The following is a 20,432-nucleotide window of genomic DNA, read 5'->3' as shown; positions in this document are numbered from 1 at the left end:
CCCGATGGCGTACGGACGTGAGAGCGCTTCCGCCGGTGATGTCACGCGCGACGCACCGAGGACGGGCGACCAAGGACGTGAGCCAGAGCACACCTGCCGTATTGTTGAGGCGATCCAGCGACAGATCACTGTTGGGGCGATCAGCGACAGATCGGCAGGCAGTGCGCAGGGAACGGGCAGGAGGCGGCTGGTGACCGTCGGCGACACGTCGTCCGGCGCGGGTGAGGAGCCCGGGGCGGACTCCTCGGTCCACGCCACACCCCACCACGAGGTCGACCACACGGTGGAACCGACCGACGACCCCCTCGCCATCCGCCTCGAAGCGCTGATCCTGGGGGCCGACCGGCGCTACACGCCCTTCCAGGCGGCCCGCACCGCCGGGGTCTCGATGGATCTGGCCTCCCGGTTCTGGCGGGCCATGGGCTTCGCCGACATCGGCCAGGCCAAGGCGCTCACCGAGGCCGACGTCCTCGCCCTGCGGCGGCTGGCCGGTCTCGTCGAGGCGGGGCTGCTCAGCGAGCCGATGGCGATCCAGGTCGCCCGCTCCACCGGGCAGACCACCGCCCGGCTGGCCGAATGGCAGATCGACTCCTTCCTGGAGGGGCTGACCGAGCCGCCCGAGCCCGGCATGACCCGCACCGAGGTCACGTATCCGCTGGTCGAGCTGTTGCTCCCGGAGCTCCAGGAGTTCCTCGTCTACGTGTGGCGGCGCCAGCTGGCCGCCGCCACCGGGCGGGTCGTGCAGGCCGCGGACGACGAGGAGATGGTCGACCGGCGGCTCGCGGTCGGCTTCGCGGACCTGGTCGGCTTCACCCGGCTGACCCGGCGCCTGGAGGAGGAGGAGCTCGGCGAACTGGTCGAGTCCTTCGAGACGACCGCCGCCGACCTCGTCGCCGCGCACGGCGGCCGGCTCATCAAGACCCTCGGCGACGAGGTCCTCTTCGCCGCCGACGACGCGGGCACGGCCGCGGAGATAGCGCTCCGGCTGATCGAGGCGATGTCCCAGGACGAGACGATGCCCGCGCTGCGCGTCGGCATCGCCTTCGGCACGGTCACCACCCGGATGGGCGATGTCTTCGGCACCACGGTGAATCTCGCCAGCCGGCTCACCTCGATAGCCCCGAAGGACGCCGTCCTGGTCGACGGGGCGTTCGCCAAGGAGCTCGTCCGCCACGGCGACGCCCCCGAGTCCGAGGCGCAGGCCGCCGAAGCCGTCGCCGCCGCCGCCGAACGGGCCCGGCTCGCCGAGAAGGAGGGCCGCGAGCCCGACGACGAGCCGCCGCTGCCGACGTACCGCTTCGGGCTCCAGCCGATGTGGCAGCGCCCCGTGCGCGGGCTCGGCGTGGTGGAGCCGTGGCTGCTGGCCCGCCGGGGCAAGACGGGCTCCTAGGGCCTGTCGGCAAACTGCCGCCTGCCGTGCGACGCCTGGCACGCACGCTCGCGGCGTTGCCGAAATGCCCTGGTAGCTCCGCCACAAGACCATCCCGGCGCCTGGCGGTCGCACGCACCGGACGCCGCGCGGCCGCCCTCCGGGCGACGACGGCAGTTTGACGACAGGCCCGAGGGCCTGTCGGCGGTCCGGCGGTCCTGTCTAGGATTCCTGCCGGGTAACGCTCGTTAACGGGCGCCGTCAATCGACAGGGGTGCAGCCATGACCGTCACGTCCGAGCAGCGGTTCGGGGAGTTCGTCGTCGTACGGCGGCACGAGGGGCAGGACCACGTCGCCGAGCTGGTCCTCGACCGTCCCAAGGCCATGAACGCCGTCTCCACCGACATGGCCCGCTCCATCGCCGCCGCCTGCGACGCGCTCGGTGCCGACCGGGACGTCCGGGCCACCGTCCTGACCTCCAGCCATGAGCGTGCCTTCTGCGTGGGCGCGGACCTCAAGGAGCGCAACTCCTTCTCCGACGCCGACCTCGTCCGCCAGCGGCCCACCGCCCGCGCCGCCTACACCGGGGTCCTGGAGCTGCCGATGCCGGTGATCGCCGCCGTGCACGGCTTCGCCCTCGGTGGCGGCTTCGAACTCGCCCTCGCCTGCGATGTGATCGTCGCCGACGCCACCGCCGTGGTCGGGCTGCCCGAGGTGTCCGTGGGTGTCATCCCGGGCGGCGGCGGTACGCAGTTGCTGCCGCGCCGGGTGGGCGCGGCCCGCGCCGCCGAGCTGGTGTTCAGCGCCCGCCGCGTCGAGGCCGCCGAGGCACGGGAACTGGGGCTGGTGGACGAGCTGGTCGAGGCCGGCCGGGACCGCGAGGAGGCCCTCGCGCTGGGCGCCCGGATCGCCGCCAACTCGCCGGTCGGGCTGCGGGCGGCCAAGAAGGCGCTCCGGCTGGGCCAGGGGCTCGATCTGCGGGCGGGCCTGGAGGTCGAGGACGCGGCCTGGCGGTCGGTGGCCTTCTCCGGCGACCGGGCGGAGGGCGTGGCCGCGTTCAACGAGAAGCGGCGCCCGGCCTGGCCCGGCGAGTGACGAGACGCGTGCGTGACGCAGAGTGATCTCCCGGCCCGAAATAGGCGAAATTAGGTACGCATCAAACTGATCAAAAGGGGACAAATCTACATAGGCTGTAGAAATGGGTGGTGACGACGAACGGCTGCGGGCCGTGGTTTCGCTGGCGCAGACCATGGCCGCGGCCTATACGCCGCGCGAATCGTGGCGGGCGGCGGCGCTGGGCGCCTGCGATGCGCTGAGCGGCAGCTTCGCCGCGCTCTCCGTGTGGGAGCGGGACCGGGGCAGGCTGCGGGTGCTGGTGAACGCGGGGCAACGGGCCGAGGGGGAGGAGGAGTTCCCCGAGGAGGAGGCCTACCCGGTCCACGAGTTCCCGGAGATCACCGAGTTCCTGCACGAGCGCTGGGCCGGTGGCGGCGAGCCCGACGCCTGGGTGGAGACCGCCGACGGGCTGGCCGGGGCGGGCGGTCCGGCGCGCGGCGCCCGCCCGTACTGCCACCAGAGGGTCGCCGCGCTGCGGCGGCGCGGCCGGGGCTGCTGCGTGGTCGCGCCGATCGTGCTGCACGGCCGGGCCTGGGGCGAGCTGTACGTGGCGCGGCCGGCCGGGCAGCCCGTCTTCGACCGGGCCGACGCCGACTTCGCGACCGTGCTCGCCGCCGTCGTGGCCTCCGGGATCGCCCAGACCGAACGCCTGGAGGAGGTCCGCAAGCTGGCTTTCACCGACCCGCTGACCGGCCTCGCCAACCGCCGCGCGGTCGACATCCAGCTCGATGAGGCCGTCGAGCGGCACCGGGCCGACGGCACGGTCGTCAGCCTCGTCGTCTGCGATCTGAACGGCCTCAAGGCGGTGAACGACACCCACGGCCACGCTGTCGGCGACCGCCTGCTGGAACGTTTCGGCTCGGTGCTGTCGCTGTGCGGGGCAATGCTGCCGGAGGCGCTCGCGGCCCGGCTCGGCGGCGATGAGTTCTGCCTGCTCGCGGCGGGCCCGCCGACCGACGCGGTGGTCGGGGTCGCCACCGAGCTCTGCGACCGGGCGGCGGTGATCGAGCTGGGCGACGGGGTCGCCTGCGGGGTCGCGTCGACCGGCGACCCGATCGGTCCTGTGCGCTCGGCCCGGCGGCTGTTCCGGCTCGCGGACGCCGCCCAGTACCGGGCCAAGGCCGCCCGCTCCAAGGGGCCGGTGGTGGCCGGGCGGGACGGCGAGGTCATCCGGCTCGCGGACTCCCCGCCGAAGTCCGCGCACGACCGGCGCAGGCTGCGGGGCAACCGGCCGTGAGCCCGCCGGTGCCGTAAGGGGCCCTGTACGGCAGCACTAGTGACATGGAGGGTTTCAGTCCGTACGCTGCTGAATATGGATATGCACACTGTCGTGGTGGGGACGTCCGGAACCACCGCCGAGGACGTCGTCGCCGTGGCCCGCCACGGCGCCCGGGTCGAGCTCTCCCCCGCCGCCGTGGACGCGCTCGCCGCCGCCCGTCTCATCGTGGACGCGCTCGCCGCCAAGCCCGAGCCGGTCTACGGCGTCTCCACCGGCTTCGGCGCCCTCGCCAGCCGCCACATCAGCCATGAGCTGCGGGCCCAGCTCCAGCGCAACATCGTCCGCTCGCACGCGGCCGGCATGGGCCCGCGCGTCGAGCGTGAGGTCGTCCGCGCGCTGATGTTCCTCCGGCTGAAGACGGTCGCCTCCGGCCGCACCGGCGTACGCCCCGAGGTCGCGCAGACCATGGCGGACCTGCTGAACGCGGGCATCACGCCCGTCGTCCACGAGTACGGCTCGCTCGGCTGCTCCGGCGACCTCGCGCCCCTCTCGCACTGCGCGCTCACCCTGATGGGCGAGGGCGACGCGGAGGGCCCCGACGGCACGGTCCGCCCGGCCGGCGAACTGCTCGCCGCCCACGGCATCGCGCCGGTGGAGCTGGCCGAGAAGGAGGGCCTCGCCCTCCTCAACGGCACCGACGGCATGCTCGGCATGCTGGTCATGGCCCTCGCCGACCTCCGCAACCTCTACACCTCCGCCGACATCGCCGCCGCCCTCTCCCTGGAGGCGCTGCTCGGCACGGACAAGGTGCTCGCCCCCGAGCTGCACGCCATCCGCCCGCACCCCGGTCAGGGCGCCAGCGCGGACAACATGCTGCGGGTGCTGGCCGGTTCAGGCTTGACGGGCCATCACCAGGACGACGCGCCCCGGGTCCAGGACGCCTACTCGGTGCGCTGCGCCCCCCAGGTCAACGGCGCAGGCCGGGACACGTTGGACTACGCGGCCGTCGTCGCGGGCCGTGAACTGGCCTCCTCCGTCGACAACCCGGTGGTGCTGCCCGACGGACGGGTCGAGTCCAACGGCAACTTCCACGGGGCGCCCGTCGCCTACGTCCTGGACTTCCTCGCGATCGTCGCCGCCGACCTCGGCTCCATCTGCGAACGCCGCACCGACCGGCTGCTCGACAAGAACCGCTCGCACGGCCTGCCGCCGTTCCTCGCCGACGACGCCGGGGTCGACTCCGGTCTGATGATCGCCCAGTACACCCAGGCCGCCCTGGTCAGCGAGATGAAGCGGCTCGCGGTCCCCGCGTCCGCCGACTCGATCCCGTCCTCCGCGATGCAGGAGGACCACGTCTCCATGGGCTGGTCCGCCGCGCGCAAGCTCCGTACCGCCGTGGACAACCTGGCCCGGATCGTCGCGGTCGAGCTGTACGCGGCGACCCGCGCCGTCGAACTGCGCGCCGCCGAGGGCCTCGTGCCCGCCCCCGCCTCGCAGGCCGCCGTGGCCGCGCTGCGGGCCGCGGGCGCCGAGGGCCCGGGCCCGGACCGCTTCCTCGCGCCGGACCTGGCCGTCGCCGACACGTTCGTACGGGAAGGGCGCCTGGTCGCGGCCGTGGAGCCGGTCACCGGGCCGCTGGCCTGATCCGGTCCCGTACGCGTACGGAGGAGGGTCCCCGCGCCGGGGGGTGCGGGGACCTCTTCGTATGCGGACCCGTACCGGGTCAGTAGGCCGAGCGCGTCCCGGACTGGCGTACCGAGTACGTGACGAAGCCCGCGCCGATGCCCAACAGGGCCGTGCCGCCGATGAGATACGGAGTGGTGTCCAGACCCGGACCGGTGTCGGCGAGGCGCGCCCCGGAGGCGTCGTCGGCCTGGCCGGCGGTCCGGTCGGACGTGGCGGCCGGTCCGACCTGCTGCGCGGCGTTCTCACCGGTCGCGTTGGCCGACGGGACGAACCAGAGGGCGGCCAGCAGCGTGCCTGCGGCGGTGGCGGTCAGCAGTGTGCGACGAGCGACGGACACAGATTCGATCCCCTTGCGACAACCATGAGTTAGCCCCGTGGGCCGATGCTAAGCAAAGCAGCGGGTCGGAGGAAAGTCGTGGCCTCGCCGGGCCGTACGCTCCGGCCATGAGCACAGATGAGACATCCAGGTTTGTTCGACTTCGCGTCGAGATGGTGCTGGAGGTCACCGATCTCGACGCCCTGACCGGCACCGCCCTCGAATCGATCGCCGCCGAGTACGGGGAGCCCGTCGCCGGCGTCGGCGGGGGCGAGTCCGCCGAGGAGCGGATGCATGCCGAGGCCACGGTCCGGGCAGACGGTGCAGAGGCCCTCGCCTCACTGGTCGACCCCTTCGACCTGGTCAGCGAGGTGCCCGGGGTCGAGCTCGCCCAGGCCTCCTGGAGCAGCGAGTCCATCGAGTACGACCCCGACGCGGAGGGCTGGGACGACGCGGACGACGGCGATGAGGGCCTCTTCCTGCCGCGGGACGGGGACGACGAGGAGGGGTACGGCGACACGGTCGCGCACAATGGGAAGAACGACGGCGAGGACGGTGACCCCGCGCAGCGGGTGTGACGTGTGAGAACACCGGCCCCGGCCCCGCTCACCCGCGGACCGGGGCCGCGCCGTGCGGCGAAGGAAACCGGGGCCCGGCCACGGGAACCACGGCCGCCGGGGCGGCGTCGATGAGTGGTGTTCCCCACATCTGTCGAGGATGCGGAACGGACCGCCCTTTCCGGGTGTTCTTGGAACATTGACGGGGAAAGCCGTCTGGCGGTCCCGTCCGGGGATTTTGGGGAAATCGGCAACGATGGAGAAGCGTGTGATGACGGACAGCAAGCGGCGCAAGGGCCTCGTGGCCGTGTCCGCACTGCTCGGCGGCGTGCTGGTGCTTTCGGCCTGTACCGACGGCGGCGACAAGAGCGGAAAGACGAGCGCCGGGAGTTCGGAGTCGTCGCAGCAGGAAGTGGACAAGGCAGCAGCCGCGGACGCCTCCGAGGCGCAGATAGCGATCAAGCCGAAGAACGGCGCGACCAACGCCAGTATCAACAACGCGGCCCAGGTCACCGTCACCAAGGGCAAGCTGACCAAGGTCGTCATGACGACGGCGGACGGCACCCCGGTCGAGGGAACGCTGGCGGCCGACGGCTCCAGCTGGAAGCCCGCGGGTCAGCTGGAGCGCTCCACCACGTACAAGATCGACGCCACGGCGGCCGACTCGAAGGGCCGCGAGGCCCACGAGAACAGCTCCTTCACCACCGTCTCGCCCGACAACAGCTTCATCGGGAACTTCACCCCCGAGGACGGCTCCACGGTCGGCGTCGGGATGCCCGTCTCGATCAACTTCAACAAGGCGATCACGGACAAGAAGGCCGTCCAGGACGGCATCACCGTGACCTCCAGCAGCGGCCAGGAGGTCGTCGGCCACTGGTTCAACGGCCAGCGCCTGGACTTCCGCCCGCAGGACTACTGGCAGGGCGGCTCCACCGTCACCCTGAAGCTGGCGCTCGACGGCGTCGAGGGTGCGGACGGCGTCTTCGGCGTCCAGCAGAAGACCGTCACCTTCAAGATCGGCCGTAACCAGGTCTCCACCGTCGACGCGAAGACCAAGCAGATGACGGTCACCCGCGACGGCAAGACGATCAAGACGATCCCGATCTCCGCGGGCTCCCCCGACAACCCCACGTACAACGGTCAGATGGTGATCTCCGAGAAGCACAAGGAGACCCGGATGAACGGCGCCACCGTCGGCTTCACCGATGACGACGGCAAGGGCGAGTACGACATCAAGGACGTGCCGCACGCCATGCGCCTGTCGACGTCGGGCACCTTCATCCACGGCAACTACTGGGGCAAGGGCATCTTCGGCAACGCCAACACCAGCCACGGCTGCGTGGGTCTCGCCGACGTGAAGGGCGCGAACGACCCCAACGCCCCCGGCGCCTGGTTCTACGACAACTCGCTCGTCGGCGACGTGGTCATCGTCAAGAACTCCCCGGACAAGACGATCACCCCGGACAACGGCCTCAACGGCTGGAACATGAGCTGGGCGGAGTGGACGGCCGGCTCCCAGGCCTGATCCACCCACCGGCCTCCCTTCCCGGTCAGCCGGTCCCCCTTCTCCGCACCACCCCCGTCCCCGCCCGAAGGCGGCGGCCCCGGAATCCCGGGACCGCCGCCTTCGGCGTGTCCGGGCCCGGTCGGCCCTTCGGGCATGACCTCCGAGGTAATCGACGGTCTCCGCCCCGCCCGGCAGCATCGTGGTGTCACGAAGAGCACCCCCCGATCGCCCGGAGGACCGGACCATGACCGCGTACGCCATCGTTCACCTGCACCCCGCCGACGGCCCCGTGGAGGACGAGGTGCTGACCTACATCGAGCGGGTCCAGGCCACCTTCGAGCCCTACGGAGGCCGCTTCCTGGTGCACGGCGCCGAGGTGGAGGTGGTGGAGGGGGCCTGGCCGGGCGCGGTGGTCATGGTGGGCTTTCCCGGAGTGGCCGAAGCGCACGCCTGGTACGCCTCCCCCGCCTACCAGGAGATCCTGCCGCTGCGCACCCGGCACATGGGCGGAGACATGGTCATCGTCCCGGGGGTCGGCCCGGAGTACGAGGCGTCGGCCACTGCGGCGGCGATACGGGCGGCGCGGGACCGTACGGCGCCGCCGGCCGAAGAACAGGCTCAGCCCGTACGGTCCTCCGTCCGCGCCGCACGGTAGCTCCGCAGGTCCTGCGGAGCGGCGGGCCCGCCGCGCTCGCGCCTGGGCTGCCCACCCAGGTCGCGAGGGGGACAATGGAGCAGCCGGGAGATGGATGTCGGCACAGGGACCGCACCGGCGGACGACAGCAGGAGCGGGGCCGGGAGGAGTCTGGGCCATGGGTGCCACCGAACGTTTCCAGGGCGATCCCGGCTCTTCGGCTGTGGCGCCATCGGGCCCCGGTGGCCTGCTGGATGTGCTGAACGTGGCCGCAGTCCTCCTGAACGCCGATGGCAGGATCGATCTCTGGAGCCCCCAGGCCGAGATCCTTTTCGGCTACAGCGCCGAGGAGGCCCTGGGCGAGTACGCGGGCCATCTGTTGATCGACGAGGAGCACCTCGACAAGGTGCTGGCGCTGTTCGCCCAGGTCATGGACGACGGCGAGAGCTGGGCAGGCGTCTTTCCCGTCCGGCGCAAGGACGGCAGCACGCGGATGGTGGAGTTCCGCAACATGCGGCTCCAGGACGACCAGCGCGAATACTGGGCCCTGGGGCTGGCCACCGACCAGACGACGCTGCGGCGGGTGGAGCGGAACCTGGCCCTGTCCGCCCAGCTGGTGTCCCAGGCACCGATCGGGCTGGCCATGCTGGACACCGACCTCCGGTACATCTCCGTCAACCCCGCGGAGGAACGGATGAACGGTGTGCCTGCCGCCGAGCATGTCGGCCGGCACGTCCGTGAAGTGCTGCCCCTGATCGACGCGGCCTTCGAAGGCGCCATGCGAGAGGTACTGGCCTCCGGGGTACCGATCGTGGACCAGTACACCGTGGGCCGCACGCCCGCCGACCCGGACCATGACCACGCCTGGTCGATCTCGTTCTACCGGCTCGAATCCTCCGACGGGAGAGTCCTGGGAGTGGCCACCTCCAGCGTCGATGTCACCGATCGGCATCGCGCCGTGGAAGAACAGCGCCAGACCGCCCTCACCCTCCAGCGCAGTCTGCTGCCCCACCCGCCTGCACAGCGGCCGGGGCTGGACGTCGCCTTCCGCTACCTCCCCGCCCAGGCGACGATCGAGATCGGCGGGGACTGGTTCGACGTCATTCCCCTGGCCGGCGACAAGACCGCCCTCGTCGTCGGCGACGTCATGGGCAGCGGTGTGACAGCCGCGGCCACGATGGGACAGCTGCGCACCGCCACGAGAACCCTGGCCGATCTCGATCTGCCCCCGGCCCGGGTCCTGCACCACCTCGACCACATCACGGACGGCCTCGACACCATCGCAACCTGCGTCTACGCCGTTTTCGATCCCCGCACCGAGCGGTGCGACATATCCGTCGCCGGGCACCTGCCGCCCGTGCTCCTACGTCCGGACGGCGAACGCGAGCTGCTCGACCTGCCCACCGGCGCGCCCTTGGGAGGCTGCGGCATCTCCTTCGAATCCACTTCCGTCGATTTCGAGCGGGGAGACCAGCTCGTCCTCTACACCGACGGCCTCGTCGAGACGCGCGACCAGCCGATCGACGCACGCCTGAACGCTCTCCTCGACGTTCTCGACGACCCCCGCCGTTCGTTGGACGCCACCTGCGACCTGCTTCTGCACACCCTGCGTCACAGCGGAGAGCGCGACGACGTAGCCCTGCTCATCGCCCGGGCCGGTCCCAGCCCCGCGATGCGAGGCGAGGGGCGGGCTCAGTCCGTACGCCCCCGCACCGCCGCCCGGTAGGACCGCAGGTCGCTGCGCCGCACCTGGCGTACCCCCGCGAGGTCCTCGTACGGCTCCGCGGGGCGTCCCACCGGCCACTCCGGTCCGCCGGCCGCCGCCGGGCCGCGCAGCCGCCGCCAGGGCTGGAGCGGCAGCCAGAGGAGCCCGTACAGCCAGCGCAGCACCAGCCTGCGGAAGCCCGGCCTGCCCGCGTCGGGCAGCCGGATCACCCGGACGCCCATGATCAGCTTTCCGGCGCTCGCCCGGACGGCCATCGTCAGCAGCACCTGGTTGGCGAACGACAGCACGGTCAGCTGGACGACCAGCAGGGCGATCGCGCGCCCCGTCCCGCCCGAGGCCAGGCAGGACCGCACCAGCAGCCCGACGGCCAGCAGGCACAGATAGGCGTCGAGCCCGACCGCCAGATACCGGCGCATGTCCCCCGTCCCCTTGGGCAGACGCGGCTGCCGGCGGGGCCCCGGGGCGGGGAAGTCGGAGGCGCGGGCGTATGCCGGATACGCCGCTCGCGCGGGCGCCTGCGCGGGGGGCGGTGAGGGCGGCGCCGGGCGGGACCTCGGCGGGCCGTTCCCGGCCCGGTGCGCCCCGCGCGGCACCCGTAACGCATCAGGAGGCTGCCCTCTCCGACGCCCCCGTGGCTTGGTCATGGGGGCATCATGACTGATCGTCAGGCGGGGTGTCGCCGTTCCTGACCGGTAACAAGCGCACCGGCCCCTTGTTTCACCGGACCCCCACGGTCCACTCGACGGCGCCTTGCCGCGGGTACGGCCCGGAAGCGGGGGAAACGCCTGATCATGGCCACTATGTGGATGGCCCTCGAAGATCATCGGACAGCGTTGGACAATCGGACCGGTGGCGCCCTCCGGGACGGGGGCGCCGACGCGCACGAGCCGACCACGGAAGGTCTTGATCAGATGCCGGTCATCCCCGACTCGCCCGACTCCGCCCGCACGCAGGACGCCGCAGCCCGTGTCATCGAGCCGCTCTACGCCGAGATCCTGCGCCGCAACCAGGGTGAGCAGGAGTTCCACCAGGCGGTCCGTGAGGTCCTGGAGACGCTCGGTCCTGTGCTGACGCAGCGCCCCGAGTTCGTCGACGCCCGCATCATCGAGCGCATATGCGAGCCGGAGCGCCAGCTGATCTTCCGGGTGCCGTGGTCGGACGACTCCGGCGACATCCACGTCAACCGCGGCTTCCGGGTCGAGTTCTCCAGCTCGCTCGGCCCGTACAAGGGCGGGCTGCGCTTCCACCCCTCGGTCAACCTCGGCATCGTGAAGTTCCTCGGCTTCGAGCAGATCTTCAAGAACGCGCTCACCGGCATGCCCATCGGCGGCGGCAAGGGCGGCGCGGACTTCGACCCCAAGGGGCGGTCCGACGCCGAGATCATGCGGTTCTGCCAGTCCTTCATGACCGAACTCCACCGCCACCTGGGCGAGTACACGGACGTGCCCGCCGGTGACATCGGCGTCGGCGGCCGGGAGATCGGCTACCTCTTCGGTCAGTACAAGCGGATCACCAACCGTTACGAGTCCGGCGTCCTCACCGGCAAGGGCCTCGGCTGGGGCGGCGCGCAGGCCCGTACGGAGGCCACCGGCTACGGCACGGTCCTGTTCACCGCCGAGATGCTGCGCAGCCGGGGCGAGTCGCTGGAGGGCCAGACCGTCGCGGTCTCCGGCTCGGGCAACGTGGCCATCTACGCCATCGAGAAGGCCCAGCAGCTCGGCGCGACCGTCATCACCTGCTCGGACTCCGGCGGGTACGTCGTCGACGAGAAGGGCATCGACCTCGCCCTCCTCAAGGAGATCAAGGAGGCCGGCCGGGGCCGGGTCTCCGAATACGCCGAACGGCGCGGATCCCACGCCCGGTTCGTGCCCGGTACGGGCGTGTGGTCGGTCCCCGCGGACGTGGCCCTGCCCTGCGCCACGCAGAACGAACTCCACGAGGCCGACGCGCTGAACCTCGTGCGCAACGGGGTCAAGGCGGTCGCGGAGGGCGCCAACATGCCCACCACGCCCGAGGCGGTCCGGGTCCTCCAGGAGGCGGGCGTCGCCTTCGCCCCGGGCAAGGCGGCCAACGCGGGCGGAGTCGCGACGAGCGCTCTGGAGATGCAGCAGAACGCGTCGCGGGACTCGTGGACCTTCGCCCACACCGAGGAGCGCCTCGCCGAGATCATGCGGCACATCCACGACTCCTGCTACACGACGGCGGAGCGCTACGGCAGCCCCGGCAACTACGTGGTGGGCGCGAACATCGCGGGCTTCGAACTGGTCGCGGACGCGATGCTGGCGCAGGGGCTGATCTGACGGACGCCGGGGGCGATGCGGGCCGGGGAGGCGTCGACGCCTCCCCGGCAGACGGCAGTTCGACGACGGGCCCTTGAGCCTCACCCGCGCGGGGGAGCGGCCCGGCCCGCGCGGGGGAGCGGCCCGGCCCGCGCGGGGGATTCGCCGTCGGGCCCGCCCCGCGAGGGTGGAGCCATGACACCGAAGCTCTTCCACCGCCCTCCGCCCGCGGGGGACACCGAGCGGCCCGTTCCCCGCTGGGCGGTGCGCCTGGCCCACGTGCTTCCGCTGCTCCTGCTGCCGGCGTGCCTGTGGCGGCTGCCCTTCGCCGTGCACTTCGAGATGGGGCAGGTGCAGGCGGGCGGCATGCCCGCCCACTGGCTGAGCGTTCCGTACGTCCTCGGGCTCAGCGTGCTGACGGAAGTGATCGCGATCCTGACCATCGGGCTGGTCCGGGGCTGGGGCGAGGTGGCGCCCGCCTGGATACCGCTCATCGGCGGCAGACGCGTCCGGCCGATGGCCGCCTTCGTCCCGGCGGTCCTCGGCGGTCTGATCCTCACCTTCCTGTTCACGGCCGTCCCTGTCGGCGACGACCGCAGCCTCACCCCGTACGGCGTCGTCGACACCGTCGCGTACACCAACGACGCCTGGAGCGCGCCGGCGACGGTCTGCGTCACTCCCGTCGCCGCCTGGGGGCCGATCACCATCGCTCTGGCGATCGCCTACTACCGTCGCCGGACCGCCCGTTCTCCGAACACAGCCGTCTGTCACGGAACTTCGCCGACAGCAGATCCGCCCGCAGCGCAACGCCCACCCCGTGCGGAGGGAGCGCCGCGCTCCTAGCCTGGGACGGTGACCATCCGAGCGACGAACCAGGCCGACGTGATCCCCCTGCGCCCGCTCCCGACGGCGGCGGACCCGGCACCCCAGGACCTGCCCCGGGAGCCGCTCTGGCGCGACCTCGTCGGGGAGGTGCTGCGCCGCGAACGCCGGGCGCGGGGAAGGACGTTGAAGGACGTGTCCGAGGCGTCCCGGATCTCCATGGCGTACCTCTCCGAGGTGGAGCGCGGCCGCAAGGAGGCCTCCTCGGAGGTGCTGGCCGCCGCGGCCCGGGCGCTCGGCCTGAGCCTCGCCGACGTCCTGGCGCTGGCGGGGGAGCGACTGGTGAGCCTCACGGCGGCCCGCACCCGGACCCGGTCCCGGCCGCTGGGGACAGCGGGCGGGCAGCGGTCGGTACGGACGACAGGCCCGGCGGGCCCGCTGGGCGGCGTGCTGCTGGCGGCCTGAGCGACGGGCGGCGGCTTGCTGCCTGTGCTGCGACCGGGCGTGGCCGTTACGCGCGGCCGTCGACCCGGGCTGCCCGGTCCGCGAGTGCCCGCACCTCGGCGGCGACCTCGGTGTGCCGCTCGCGCGGGATGTCGTGGCCGATGCCCGGCTGGAGGACGAGCCGGGCGTCGCGGATCGCCGCGGCGGTGGCGCGCCCCGCGGAAGGCTTGAGCAGCGGGTCGTCCGTGCCGTGCAGCACCAGCGCGGGGACGCGCAGTTCGGCGAGGGACGGGCCGTGCCAGGCCGCACCGATCTGGCGGGACTGGGCATCCGGGTCGGCGATGCCGGTGTCCACGTCGGCGGTGATCCGTTCCAGGGCCTCCGTCTCGTCGAACGGATAGCCGGGCGAGGCGCAGATCCGCGCCACCGCCAGTCCCGCCGCGATCCGCCCCTCCCGGTCCTGGGCGGGCTTGATGCGGGCGAACTTGGCCAGCGTGCCGAGCCGCAGATGGCGGAGGGCGCCCAGTCCGCCGACATCGCTGGGCAGCGCGGCGGAAGAGGTGAGCGTGCGTACCCGGTCCGGGTGGCGCAGGGCCACGCGCTGGGCCACCACCCCGCCCAGCGAGTGCCCGAAGAGGTGCGCCGACTCCCAGCCGAGCGCGTCCAGGACGGCGACCGCGTCGTCGGCCAAGTCCTCGGCGGTGTAGGCCGCACCGCGGCCGGCGGCCAGTGCGGCGAAGGGGTTGCCCCGGGTGTTCCCCGGCAGCCGGGTGGACTCGCCGGCGTCCCGCTGGTCGTAACGGGCGACGGCGAACCCGGCGTCGGCGAAGGCCGCGCACAACTGCTCGGGCCACCAGTGCCGGGAGACCGCCAGTCCCATCACCAGGAGCAGCGGCTCGCCGTGCGCGCCCTCCTGGAGCCGGTCGTGGGCGAGCTCGACGGCGCCGTTGCGGGCGAAGCGGCGTTCGGTCCAGGTCATGGCGGGCTCCTCCGGCGGACGAAAATACTGCGAACGGTGTTCGCAGTATTAGACTACAGCCTGTTCCGGACTCCCGGACGAGGCCTGAAGGGAAGGTGGCGGACCGTGGCCGAGCGTGCGACCCGGCCGACGACCGTCTGGTCACGCCCCGAGCGGGGCGCGCGTGGACCCGCACCCGAGCGGAGCCGCGCCCAGATCACGACGGCCGCTCTCGCGCTCGCCGATGCGGAAGGCCTGGAGGCCGTGTCGATGCGCGCGCTGGCGCAACGGCTGGGTACGGGGCCCGCCTCGCTCTACCGCTACGTGGGGAGCCGGGACGAGCTGCTGGACCTGATGGCGGACGCGGTCGCGGACGAGCTGGACCTCTCCGTGGCTTCTGCCGGTGACTGGCTGGACGACCTCGTCGGCCTGGCCCGCCAGTCCAAGGCCGCGCACGTCCGGCACCCGTGGCTGGCCGATCTGAACGACCGGCGCGGCGAGGTTCTGGGCCCGCACGCGATCGACTACCTCGACCACGCGCTCGGAATCCTGGCCCCCGCGCCCGGCACCGCCGGGCAGAAGCTGGAGGTCGTCGGGCTCCTCGGCGGCCTGGCCGTCCTCTTCGCCCGCCGCGAGTCCGCCGCGACGTCCTCCGGCGACCCGACCGCCCGGGCGGCCCACCTGGCCGCGGTCGCCGCCGAGGGCCGCCACCCGCACCTGCTCGCCGCCCTCAAGACGGCGGACGCCCCGCCCCCGACCGACCGGGACGCCCAGTTCGTACGGCTGCTGCGGCGGCTGCTTCCGGCGATGCTCGGGCAGGGCGAGCAGTTCGGCCAGGGGGAGTCGTAGGACCCGCGCCGGCCGGTCCGGGTCAGCCCTCGGCCGGGGCCACGCCGATCGGGCAGGAGACGCCCGTGCCGCCGATGCCGCAGTAGCCGCCCGGGTTCTTGTCCAGGTACTGCTGGTGATACGCCTCCGCCGGCCAGAACGGGCGCCCCTCGGCCGGGAGGATCTCCGTGGTGATCTCCTTGTGGCCCGAGGCCGTCAGGACCTTCTGGTACGCCTCACGGGAGGCGTCGGCCGCCGCTGCCTGGGCGGGGGAGTGGGTGTAGACCGCGGAGCGGTACTGGGTGCCCACGTCGTTGCCCTGGCGGAAGCCCTGGGTCGGGTTGTGCGACTCCCAGAACAGCTTCAGCAGCTCCTCGTACGACACGACGGCCGGGTCGAAGACGACGCGTACCGCCTCCGTGTGGCCGGTCAGGCCCGAGCAGGCCTCCTCGTACGTGGGGTTCTCCGTGTAGCCGCCCTGGTAGCCGACCAGCGTCGTCCACACGCCCTCCGTCTGCCAGAACTTCCGCTCCGCACCCCAGAAACAGCCCAGCGCGAAGTCCGCCACCTCCAGGCCCTCCGGGTACGGGCCCACCAGCGGGTTGCCGAGGACCGTGTGGCGGGAGGGGACGGTGAATTCGGGGACGGGGCGGCCGCGCAGGGCCTGCTCCGGGGTGGGGAGCACGGGGGTGCGGTGGTTCAGGAACATGCGGGGCTCCTCCGGGGGGTCGGTGTTCGGTACGTACAACAAGGGAGCGGCCACCGGGATTCCGTCCGGACCGGCCGCTCCCGCCCCGCCGTGATCAGTGCGGCAGCGTCGCCGGGCTGCCGCCGTTCGCCTCGTACCCCGCGACCGCCAGCGCCCGGTAGACCGTGTACTGCGCGGCCGGGTCCGGCTCCGCCGTCCACGGCAGGGCGCCCACGTGGCCGTCGATCCGGATCAGCTGGTGCATCGCCTCCGACCAGCGCTCCATGTGCACCAGGAACAGCACCAGGAGGTGGCGGACCTGGGCCAGCATCGGGTCGTCCTGCCGGGCCGCGTGCACCGCGAACATCGCGCCGTCGACCGCCTTGGTCACCACCTGGCTGCGGTAGAAGCCCTGCACCAGGTTGACCTCCGGCAGGTGCTCGTACACCGCGAACAGCGGCAGCGCCGCCAGCAGCGAACCCTGCGGGGCGCGGGCCGCGGCGGCCGTGGCGAACGCCTCGGCGTCCTTGCGCGAACCGTGCCACCGCTCGGAGTGGAAGTGCAGCGCCGCGATGTGCGCGCCCATGTGCGCCGGAGCCCGGTCGATGATCTTCGCCCACAGCTGGTCGAACTGCTCGGGGGTGTAGCCCAGGCCCCGGGCCACCGCCAGCTCCACGATGTACGGCACCGGGTCGCCCGGCGCGAGCAGGGCCGCCTCGCCGCAGACCGTACGGGCCTCCTCCAGGATGATCCGGAAGTCGTCGCTCCCCGCCGCCGAGGACCGCCACGCCTGCTGCACCAGGAACTCCGCGTGCACCGCCGCGCCGCCCGCGTCCTTCGGGGACTCCGCGCGCCAGGCCCGCAGCCACGAGCCGCCCTTGCCCGGCTGCTGCGCCAGCTCCAGCGAGGCCGCGCCCGCGAAGGCCTGCACCCGCTGCCAGCGCACCTCGCCCTCCTTCGGCGTCCCGGCCAGCAGCTGGGAGGCCGCCTGCCACTGCTGGGTGCCCTGGACGACGTCGAGTACGTCCAGGAGGTCCTGGTCGGGGCCCGGCATCCGGACGTCCAGCTCCTCCTGGCGGGCGAAGCCGTACGTGTCCGGGTCGGCGGCGTCCGGCGAACCGGGGGCGACCTGGCGGATACCGCCTCGGCGGCGCATCACCCAGGGGCCGATGACCGCCGCGAGCATGCACATCGCGAGCAGGAACAACAGAATCTCCATGGACCCATTGTCACCGGAGCGGCGAGTGGCCGGTAAGGGCCCTTGCGACGAACTACGCTCGGGCCTCATGAGCGACCAGCACAGCTTCGAAACCCTCGCCATCCACGCGGGGAACACCGCCGACCCCCTCACCGGTGCGGTGGTTCCGCCGATCTACCAGGTCTCCACGTACAAGCAGGACGGCGTGGGCGGACTGCGCGGCGGATACGAGTACAGCCGCAGCGCCAACCCCACCCGCACCGCGCTGGAGGAGAACCTCGCGGCCCTCGAAGGCGGCCGCCGCGGTCTCGCCTTCGCCTCCGGTCTCGCCGCCGAGGACTGCCTCCTGCGGACGCTGCTGACCCCCGGCGACCACGTGGTCATCCCGAACGACGCCTACGGCGGCACGTTCCGGCTGTTCGCGAAGGTCGCCGCGCGGTGGGGCGTGGAGTTCTCCGTGGCCGACACCTCGGACGTGGCCGCCGTACGGGCCGCGATCACCCCGCGCACCAAGGCGGTCTGGGTGGAGACCCCGTCCAACCCGCTGCTCGGCATCACCGACATCGCCGCCGTCGCCCAGGTCGCGCACCAGGCCGGGGCCCGCCTCGTCGTCGACAACACCTTCGCCTCGCCCTACCTCCAGCAGCCCCTGGCGCTCGGCGCGGACGTCGTCGTGCACTCCACCACCAAGTACATGGGCGGCCACTCCGACGTCGTCGGCGGCGCGCTCGTCGTCAGCGACCCGGAGCTCGCCGAGGAACTGGCGTTCCACCAGAACGCCATGGGCGCGGTCGCCGGTCCCTTCGACGCCTGGCTCGTGCTGCGCGGGATCAAGACGCTCGCCGTCCGCATGGACCGGCACACCGAGAACGCCACCAAGGTCGCCGACCTGCTGACCCGGCACCCCAAGGTCTCCCAGGTCCTCTACCCGGGCCTGCCCGAGCACCCCGGCCACGAGGTCGCCGCCAAGCAGATGAAGGCCTTCGGCGGCATGGTGTCCTTCCGTGTCGCGGCCGGCGAGGAGGCGGCGGTCGAGGTCTGCAACCGCGCGAAGCTCTTCACGCTCGGCGAGTCCCTCGGCGGAGTGGAGTCGCTGATCGAGCACCCGGGCCGGATGACGCACGCCTCCGTCGCGGGCTCCCTGCTGGAGGTCCCGGCCGACCTGGTCCGGATCTCCGTCGGCATCGAGAACGGCGACGACCTGCTCGCCGACCTCACGCAGGCGCTGGGCTGATCCTGCGGACATGACAGGGGCGCCCGCCGGGACCGGCGGGCGCCCCTGTCGTTCCGGCGTTCAGGCGCTCACCTTCTCGTCCACGTCCTCCAGCATGCCCCTGATCTGCTCGCGCAGTTCGGGCGTGTTCTCGTGCCCGTGGACCGACGCCGCGTGTTCGCTCGCGGCCCGGACGACCTCGTCCTCCTCACCGGTGAGGGTGAGGGTGCAGTTCATCTCGCTCGGATACTTGCGGCAGTCCGCTGTCTTCCTCGTCATCACGGCCTCCTCGGCTCGTACGACAGCCGCTTCCTCCAGCGTAGGCCTCCCGCACCGGGGACCCAACGGCTCACCAGCCCTCCAACGGCGGAGTGACCTGGGCGGGCTCGGTCGCCCACGGCTGCTCGACGCCGACCCAGACCAGGAACGCCACGAGCACCAGGGCCAGCAGCCAGCCCGCCGTCCGCTGCGCCGCCCTGCGCAGCCGCAGACGGCGTCCGCCGTGCCGGACCGCCTGCGCGGCCAGGTCGGGCGGCAGGACCGGATGCGGGCCGTCCAGCATGCGCCGGACCTGCTCCTCGCGCGGGTCGGGATCCCGCCGGCCGGCGCTCACGGCGTCACCCGGTCCCCGGGCGCGGAGGCCGGTCCGGCAGCGGAGGCCTGCCCGCGCCCGGTCGCCCCGCGTCGGGGCCCGCCCGCCCGCAGCGTCGCCACCGCCCGGGCGCACACCGCGCGGATCCGGTCGGCCGGCAGGCCGAGCAGCGCCGCCGTCTGTTCCTCGCCGACCTCCTCGTACATCCGCAGCACCAGCACCAGCCGCTCGATGGGGGTCAGCCGGTCCAGCACACCGCCGCGCGGCCGCTGGTGGCGCCGGGCCTCCCGGGCGAAGCGGAGGGCCAGCTCCCGGCGGGCCCGGTCGTAGGGGTCGCCGCCGTGCAGCCGGTCCCAGTCGGCGTACGTACGGGTGAGCGCCGCGCGCAGCAGCGCCTCGGCCCGGACATACGCGCCCGGCGGCTGCGACGGTTCGCCGGTGAGCAGGGTCGCCGTGTGCAGCAGGCGTCCGCCCGCGCCCGCCACGAAGGCCTCGAACTCCAGGGCGCGGAGCCGGTCCCGGTGGGTCGCCCGCTCTGCCATGCACCACATACGAGCCCCGGTGCACCGCCCCGGTCAAGGGTCCGGACGGCGGGGAAGAGACGTGTGCGGCCGTCAGTCGGGCTGCGGCGGCTGGTGTGCGGCCTGCCGGGCGGCCAGCGACCCGTTGAAACGGGTGAGCAGGGCGCAGAAGGTATCCCGCTCCTCCTCCGTCCACCCGTCCGTGACCTGCGACATCAGCTCACGCCGCGAGGCGCGGACCTCCTCCAGGCGGGCCTGGCCGCGCGGGGAGAGCTGGAGCACCACGGCCCGGCCGTCCTCCGGGTGCGACGTGCGCTTCACCAGACCGGTGTCGACGAGCGGGGCGACCTGCCGCGTCACCGTCGACGAGTCGATCCCCATCCCGGCCGCCAGCGCCTTGACGCCCATCGGCCCTTCCCGGTCGAGGCGGTTCAGCAGCAGGTACGCCGCCCGGTCCATCGAGTTGCGGACCTGGCCGACACCGCCGAGGCGGGTCTGCTCGGCACGGCGGGCGAAGACCGCCACCTGGTGCTGGAGCGCGTCCAGCAGGCGGTCGGGGCCCGGGTGTTGGGGGGCGGCGCCCCCGGAAGGAGACGCAGCAGTCGTCATGTCCTGAGGGGGCATGGCCGGGGGCTCTCTTCGTGCGGTGTCGGATGGGTGGGGGACAGAGTACGCGGCCCCGGGGCAACGTGTACCAGTGCCGCACAAACCTGCGGACACCACCGCAGGCCGCCATGGACAAGTCTGCCGCGCCCGGTC

Annotated in this window: 22 protein-coding genes; 13 read left to right on the top strand and 9 right to left on the bottom strand. The window is 72.8% G+C overall.

The features are described 5' to 3' along the window. The first annotated feature begins 190 nt into the window (after positions 1-190). The 4 genes from D3105_RS03830 to hutH all read left to right on the top strand — a co-directional run bounded on the left by D3105_RS03830 (position 191) and on the right by hutH (position 5,348). Positions 191-1,390, top strand: coding sequence for an adenylate/guanylate cyclase domain-containing protein (locus D3105_RS03830; protein ID WP_006127111.1), 1,200 nt, complete (start codon positions 191-193; stop codon positions 1,388-1,390). A gap of 261 nt (positions 1,391-1,651) precedes the next feature. Continuing rightward, on the top strand, positions 1,652-2,464 hold the full coding sequence (locus D3105_RS03820) for an enoyl-CoA hydratase/isomerase family protein (protein ID WP_118899988.1): 813 nt from the start codon (positions 1,652-1,654) through the stop codon (positions 2,462-2,464). A 103-nt stretch (positions 2,465-2,567) separates the two neighbouring features. Then, positions 2,568-3,722: a GGDEF domain-containing protein gene (locus tag D3105_RS03815; RefSeq protein WP_118899986.1), complete on the top strand. Its 1,155-nt coding sequence runs from the start codon at positions 2,568-2,570 to the stop codon at positions 3,720-3,722. A gap of 75 nt (positions 3,723-3,797) precedes the next feature. Then, entirely contained in the window at positions 3,798-5,348 is a 1,551-nt protein-coding gene (hutH, locus tag D3105_RS03810) for a histidine ammonia-lyase (RefSeq protein WP_118899983.1), read from the top strand. 79 nt (positions 5,349-5,427) lie between these two features. On the opposite strand, the gene D3105_RS03805 is transcribed toward hutH, so the two are convergent. Then, on the bottom strand, positions 5,428-5,727 hold the full coding sequence (locus tag D3105_RS03805; protein ID WP_118899981.1) for a hypothetical protein: 300 nt from the start codon (positions 5,725-5,727) through the stop codon (positions 5,428-5,430). A 107-nt stretch (positions 5,728-5,834) separates the two neighbouring features. Between D3105_RS03805 and D3105_RS03800 the strand changes: the two genes are divergently transcribed. The 4 genes from D3105_RS03800 to D3105_RS03785 all read left to right on the top strand — a co-directional run bounded on the left by D3105_RS03800 (position 5,835) and on the right by D3105_RS03785 (position 10,130). Beyond that, positions 5,835-6,284, top strand: coding sequence for a hypothetical protein (locus D3105_RS03800; protein WP_240646790.1), 450 nt, complete (start codon positions 5,835-5,837; stop codon positions 6,282-6,284). A gap of 235 nt (positions 6,285-6,519) precedes the next feature. After that, positions 6,520-7,788: a L,D-transpeptidase gene (locus D3105_RS03795; protein ID WP_118899977.1), complete on the top strand. Its 1,269-nt coding sequence runs from the start codon at positions 6,520-6,522 to the stop codon at positions 7,786-7,788. 226 nt (positions 7,789-8,014) lie between these two features. Continuing rightward, positions 8,015-8,425 (top strand): DUF1330 domain-containing protein, encoded by a 411-nt coding sequence (locus tag D3105_RS03790; protein WP_118899975.1) that lies wholly within the window; start codon positions 8,015-8,017, stop codon positions 8,423-8,425. 157 nt (positions 8,426-8,582) lie between these two features. After that, positions 8,583-10,130 carry a SpoIIE family protein phosphatase gene (locus tag D3105_RS03785; RefSeq protein WP_118899972.1) on the top strand — a complete coding sequence of 516 codons (1,548 nt, stop codon included), beginning with the start codon at positions 8,583-8,585 and terminating at the stop codon, positions 10,128-10,130. On the opposite strand, the gene D3105_RS03780 is transcribed toward D3105_RS03785, so the two are convergent. Continuing rightward, entirely contained in the window at positions 10,097-10,546 is a 450-nt protein-coding gene (locus D3105_RS03780) for an RDD family protein (protein WP_118899970.1), read from the bottom strand. The genes D3105_RS03785 and D3105_RS03780 overlap by 34 nt on opposite strands. A gap of 495 nt (positions 10,547-11,041) precedes the next feature. On the opposite strand from D3105_RS03780, the gene gdhA reads away from it, so the two are divergent. The 3 genes from gdhA to D3105_RS03765 all read left to right on the top strand — a co-directional run bounded on the left by gdhA (position 11,042) and on the right by D3105_RS03765 (position 13,696). Beyond that, complete coding sequence (gene gdhA, locus D3105_RS03775) at positions 11,042-12,430, top strand: NADP-specific glutamate dehydrogenase (RefSeq protein ID WP_107413075.1); 1,389 nt, start codon at positions 11,042-11,044, stop codon at positions 12,428-12,430. 174 nt (positions 12,431-12,604) lie between these two features. Then, positions 12,605-13,252, top strand: coding sequence for a hypothetical protein (locus tag D3105_RS03770; RefSeq protein ID WP_118899968.1), 648 nt, complete (start codon positions 12,605-12,607; stop codon positions 13,250-13,252). A 9-nt stretch (positions 13,253-13,261) separates the two neighbouring features. After that, positions 13,262-13,696: a helix-turn-helix domain-containing protein gene (locus tag D3105_RS03765; RefSeq protein WP_206272642.1), complete on the top strand. Its 435-nt coding sequence runs from the start codon at positions 13,262-13,264 to the stop codon at positions 13,694-13,696. Positions 13,697-13,742: 46 nt separating this feature from the next. On the opposite strand, the gene D3105_RS03760 is transcribed toward D3105_RS03765, so the two are convergent. Beyond that, a complete protein-coding gene (locus D3105_RS03760) occupies positions 13,743-14,654 on the bottom strand; it encodes an alpha/beta fold hydrolase (RefSeq protein ID WP_118899966.1) in 912 nt (303 codons plus the stop codon). 105 nt (positions 14,655-14,759) lie between these two features. Between D3105_RS03760 and D3105_RS03755 the strand changes: the two genes are divergently transcribed. Continuing rightward, positions 14,760-15,482: a TetR/AcrR family transcriptional regulator gene (locus tag D3105_RS03755; protein WP_118899963.1), complete on the top strand. Its 723-nt coding sequence runs from the start codon at positions 14,760-14,762 to the stop codon at positions 15,480-15,482. A gap of 22 nt (positions 15,483-15,504) precedes the next feature. Here D3105_RS03755 and msrA read toward each other — a convergent pair whose 3' ends face one another. Next, complete coding sequence (msrA, locus tag D3105_RS03750; protein WP_010058498.1) at positions 15,505-16,170, bottom strand: peptide-methionine (S)-S-oxide reductase MsrA; 666 nt, start codon at positions 16,168-16,170, stop codon at positions 15,505-15,507. A gap of 94 nt (positions 16,171-16,264) precedes the next feature. After that, a complete protein-coding gene (locus D3105_RS03745) occupies positions 16,265-17,368 on the bottom strand; it encodes a hypothetical protein (protein WP_118899961.1) in 1,104 nt (367 codons plus the stop codon). A 67-nt stretch (positions 17,369-17,435) separates the two neighbouring features. Between D3105_RS03745 and D3105_RS03740 the strand changes: the two genes are divergently transcribed. Beyond that, positions 17,436-18,581: a cystathionine gamma-synthase gene (locus tag D3105_RS03740; RefSeq protein WP_118899959.1), complete on the top strand. Its 1,146-nt coding sequence runs from the start codon at positions 17,436-17,438 to the stop codon at positions 18,579-18,581. Positions 18,582-18,641: 60 nt separating this feature from the next. Here the strand turns inward: D3105_RS03740 and D3105_RS03735 are convergent, their stop codons facing one another. The 4 genes from D3105_RS03735 to D3105_RS03720 form a co-directional block, all read right to left on the bottom strand. Continuing rightward, the gene (locus tag D3105_RS03735; RefSeq protein ID WP_118899957.1) at positions 18,642-18,839 is read right to left on the bottom strand and encodes a DUF1059 domain-containing protein; all 198 of its coding nucleotides are present in this window, start codon (positions 18,837-18,839) and stop codon (positions 18,642-18,644) included. Between the two features lie 70 nt (positions 18,840-18,909). Continuing rightward, positions 18,910-19,173 (bottom strand): hypothetical protein, encoded by a 264-nt coding sequence (locus tag D3105_RS03730; protein WP_118899955.1) that lies wholly within the window; start codon positions 19,171-19,173, stop codon positions 18,910-18,912. Next, positions 19,170-19,694, bottom strand: a complete 525-nt coding sequence (locus tag D3105_RS03725; protein ID WP_118900021.1) for a sigma factor-like helix-turn-helix DNA-binding protein — start codon at positions 19,692-19,694, stop codon at positions 19,170-19,172. Before D3105_RS03725 ends, D3105_RS03730 begins: the two co-directional genes overlap by 4 nt. 72 nt (positions 19,695-19,766) lie before the next feature. Beyond that, complete coding sequence (locus D3105_RS03720) at positions 19,767-20,297, bottom strand: MarR family winged helix-turn-helix transcriptional regulator (RefSeq protein ID WP_118899953.1); 531 nt, start codon at positions 20,295-20,297, stop codon at positions 19,767-19,769. Positions 20,298-20,432 lie beyond the last annotated feature (135 nt).

The organism is Streptomyces globisporus, assembly GCF_003501885.1.
Taxonomy (GTDB): domain Bacteria; phylum Actinomycetota; class Actinomycetes; order Streptomycetales; family Streptomycetaceae; genus Streptomyces; species Streptomyces globisporus_D.
Note: the sequence above shows the minus strand (reverse complement) of the source record. Positions and strands in the feature narration are given on the sequence as shown.

Coding starts and splice junctions, on each gene's coding strand:
- D3105_RS03820 (WP_118899988.1), top strand. CDS start 1,652: ATGACCGTCACGTCCGAGCAGCGGTTCGGGGAGTTCGTCGTCGTACGG.
- D3105_RS03815 (WP_118899986.1), top strand. CDS start 2,568: ATGGGTGGTGACGACGAACGGCTGCGGGCCGTGGTTTCGCTGGCGCAG.
- hutH (WP_118899983.1), top strand. CDS start 3,798: ATGGATATGCACACTGTCGTGGTGGGGACGTCCGGAACCACCGCCGAG.
- D3105_RS03800 (WP_240646790.1), top strand. CDS start 5,835: ATGAGCACAGATGAGACATCCAGGTTTGTTCGACTTCGCGTCGAGATG.
- D3105_RS03795 (WP_118899977.1), top strand. CDS start 6,520: ATGGAGAAGCGTGTGATGACGGACAGCAAGCGGCGCAAGGGCCTCGTG.
- D3105_RS03790 (WP_118899975.1), top strand. CDS start 8,015: ATGACCGCGTACGCCATCGTTCACCTGCACCCCGCCGACGGCCCCGTG.
- D3105_RS03785 (WP_118899972.1), top strand. CDS start 8,583: ATGGGTGCCACCGAACGTTTCCAGGGCGATCCCGGCTCTTCGGCTGTG.
- D3105_RS03780 (WP_118899970.1), bottom strand. CDS start 10,546: ATGCGCCGGTATCTGGCGGTCGGGCTCGACGCCTATCTGTGCCTGCTG.
- gdhA (WP_107413075.1), top strand. CDS start 11,042: ATGCCGGTCATCCCCGACTCGCCCGACTCCGCCCGCACGCAGGACGCC.
- D3105_RS03770 (WP_118899968.1), top strand. CDS start 12,605: ATGACACCGAAGCTCTTCCACCGCCCTCCGCCCGCGGGGGACACCGAG.
- D3105_RS03760 (WP_118899966.1), bottom strand. CDS start 14,654: ATGACCTGGACCGAACGCCGCTTCGCCCGCAACGGCGCCGTCGAGCTC.
- msrA (WP_010058498.1), bottom strand. CDS start 16,170: ATGTTCCTGAACCACCGCACCCCCGTGCTCCCCACCCCGGAGCAGGCC.
- D3105_RS03745 (WP_118899961.1), bottom strand. CDS start 17,368: ATGGAGATTCTGTTGTTCCTGCTCGCGATGTGCATGCTCGCGGCGGTC.
- D3105_RS03740 (WP_118899959.1), top strand. CDS start 17,436: ATGAGCGACCAGCACAGCTTCGAAACCCTCGCCATCCACGCGGGGAAC.
- D3105_RS03735 (WP_118899957.1), bottom strand. CDS start 18,839: ATGACGAGGAAGACAGCGGACTGCCGCAAGTATCCGAGCGAGATGAAC.
- D3105_RS03725 (WP_118900021.1), bottom strand. CDS start 19,694: ATGGCAGAGCGGGCGACCCACCGGGACCGGCTCCGCGCCCTGGAGTTC.
- D3105_RS03720 (WP_118899953.1), bottom strand. CDS start 20,297: ATGCCCCCTCAGGACATGACGACTGCTGCGTCTCCTTCCGGGGGCGCC.